We start from the raw sequence: 2171 nt of genomic DNA on the forward strand, positions 1-2171 counted from the left end.
CCCCCCCGCGCCCTTGCTGTTGGGGCTACTCGGCGGCCGGGGGCGAGGCGGGCTGGGGAGATGCCGCGGTGGGGCGGGGCTGGCCGGCCGCGGCGAGGGCGGCTTCCAACTGCTGGGTGCGCTCGGCCACTCGGGCTTCGAGCAACTGCTGCACTTTCAACACTTCTTCCTGGTTGGCGAGCAGTTCGGCATTGCTTTCATGCAGCGCCTGGTTCAGGGCAGCCAACTGTTTGTTCAAGTCCTGAATCTGCTGGCGGGCCACTACCTGGGCCGTTACTTCAGTGGCCACCACCATGGCGCCCGTGATGGTGCCATCATCCTCGCGCAGGGGCAGGTACACAAAGTCCCAGTACACCGATTCGGGCTGGCCGTTGCGCACAATGGTCGAGAGCATTTCCTTGGCCACGTAGTTTTCGCCGGTGTCCATCACATGGCGCAATAGGTCGTCGAAGCCCTGACCGGTGATTTCGGGCAGCAGCTCGAACAGCGGCGTGCCAATGGCCTGGGCGGGAGTGCGGTCCCATAGCTTCAGCACCAGCGGGTTGGCCAGCTCAATCACGAAGTTGGAGCCGCGGTAGGTGGCGATGGCCACCGGCGCCTGCTCAAAAATGCGGGCCAGCTCGGCGCGCTGATTATCGGCGGCGGCGCGGATAGCCTGCTCGCGCACCTGCGCATCGTGTAACCGGGCCGCTTCGTTGGTTTCGGCGGTGATGTTGACGACCGTCTGAATCAGGTGCGTGACGCGGCCCTGCTCATCGAGCACCGGCGTGTTGCGGGCCTGCCAGTAGTGCTCGACGAACTGGCCGGGATGCTCGGGGTCGGCCAGGGCGTAGCGCTGCACAGGCAGCTCGTTGGGCTGGCCCGTGGCCAGTATGTGCTCCAGTGCCGCCCGCACGTCGGCTACCGAGTGCGAGGACGGGTCGTGGGGGTTGTCGGGAAAAACATCGAACAGGTAGCGCCCGACGATTTCATCCCGTTTCGTGCCCGACACGGTGGCGAAGCTGTCGCTCACGGCTTCAATCACAAATTCGGGCGAGAGCAGCACGCAGGCGCTAGGCAAAGCACTAAAGATGGACAGCAGGTCCGAAGCAAGGGCGGGCATAATGCAGAACGGAAATCAGACGATAATCGGCGGGAAGATAACAATGCGCGAAATACGCACACGGCCAACTAATACGTAGCTGAGCGACGAATGGCTAATAGTAGGGCGTCGTGACGTGGTGGGTAGAAGGTGAGGGTGGAATCGCATCTGTTTCGTTGTGTTCAGCAGGCTGTTAAATGAGGCTGAAGCGGGCTTTCTCAGTCTTCAGGAAGGCAGCCTTCGGGGGCAGCGACATTGCGGGCGCAGTAGCAGGCCCCGTACTTTGGGGCTGTAAAAGCCCCTTGCTCATGTACAAAGCCTTCGTCAAACCGGCCCTCTTCAACCTCGACGCCGAGCGCGCCCACCACCTGGTGTTCGACAATCTGCGGCGGGCGGCCCGCGTGCCGGGGGCCAGGGCCATGCTCCGGGGCCTCTACGATTTTCAGCACCCGAGCCTGGCCCGGGAAGTCTTCGGGCTGAAATTTCCGAACCCGGTGGGCCTGGCGGCGGGCTTCGATAAAAATGCGGCCCTCACCGACGAACTGGCCACGCTGGGTTTCGGCTTTGTCGAAATCGGGACCGTGACGCCCCGCCCGCAGGCCGGCAACCCGCAGCCGCGCCTGTTCCGCCTGCCGCAGGATGAGGCCCTCGTCAACCGCATGGGCTTCAACAACGACGGCGCGGCCGTGGTGGCCGCCCGCCTGGCGCGGCGCCAAAACCGCCAGCTCATCATCGGCGGCAACATCGGCAAGAACAAGGACACGCCCAACGAGCAAGCCGCCGACGACTACGTGGCCGGCTTCGACGCCCTGGCCGAAGAAGTTGACTACTTCGTGGTGAACGTGAGCTCGCCCAACACGCCGGGCCTGCGCCAGCTGCAGGAGAAGGAGCCCCTTATTGCCCTGCTGCAACGGGTGCAGGAGCGCAACCAAGCCCGCGCCGTGCCGCGCCCGCTGCTGCTCAAAATCGCCCCCGACCTCACCGATTCGCAGCTCGACGACATCCTCGACATCGCCCGCGAAACCCGGCTCAGCGGGCTCGTGGCCACCAACACCACTATCAGCCGTGCCGGCCTGCGCACCGCGGCCGG

The 2171-nt window shown here is 64.7% G+C and carries 2 protein-coding genes; one reads left to right on the forward strand and one right to left on the reverse strand.

Going from position 1 to position 2171, the window contains the following annotated elements:
• Window positions 1-25: 25 nt before the first annotated feature.
• Window positions 26-1102 (reverse strand): PAS domain-containing protein, encoded by a 1077-nt coding sequence (locus tag ACYVDE_RS20845; RefSeq protein WP_460503461.1) that lies wholly within the window; start codon window positions 1100-1102, stop codon window positions 26-28.
• Window positions 1103-1389: 287 nt separating this feature from the next.
• On the opposite strand from ACYVDE_RS20845, the gene ACYVDE_RS20850 reads away from it, so the two are divergent.
• A partial coding sequence (locus ACYVDE_RS20850) for a quinone-dependent dihydroorotate dehydrogenase (RefSeq protein ID WP_460503462.1) occupies window positions 1390-2171 on the forward strand: 782 nt, incomplete at its 3' end.

Source organism: Hymenobacter agri, assembly GCF_054778495.1.

What these genes read in the sequence shown, in the direction of transcription:
- ACYVDE_RS20845 (WP_460503461.1), bottom strand. Translation starts at nt 1,102, where the DNA reads ATGCCCGCCCTTGCTTCGGACCTGCTGTCCATCTTTAGTGCTTTGCCT.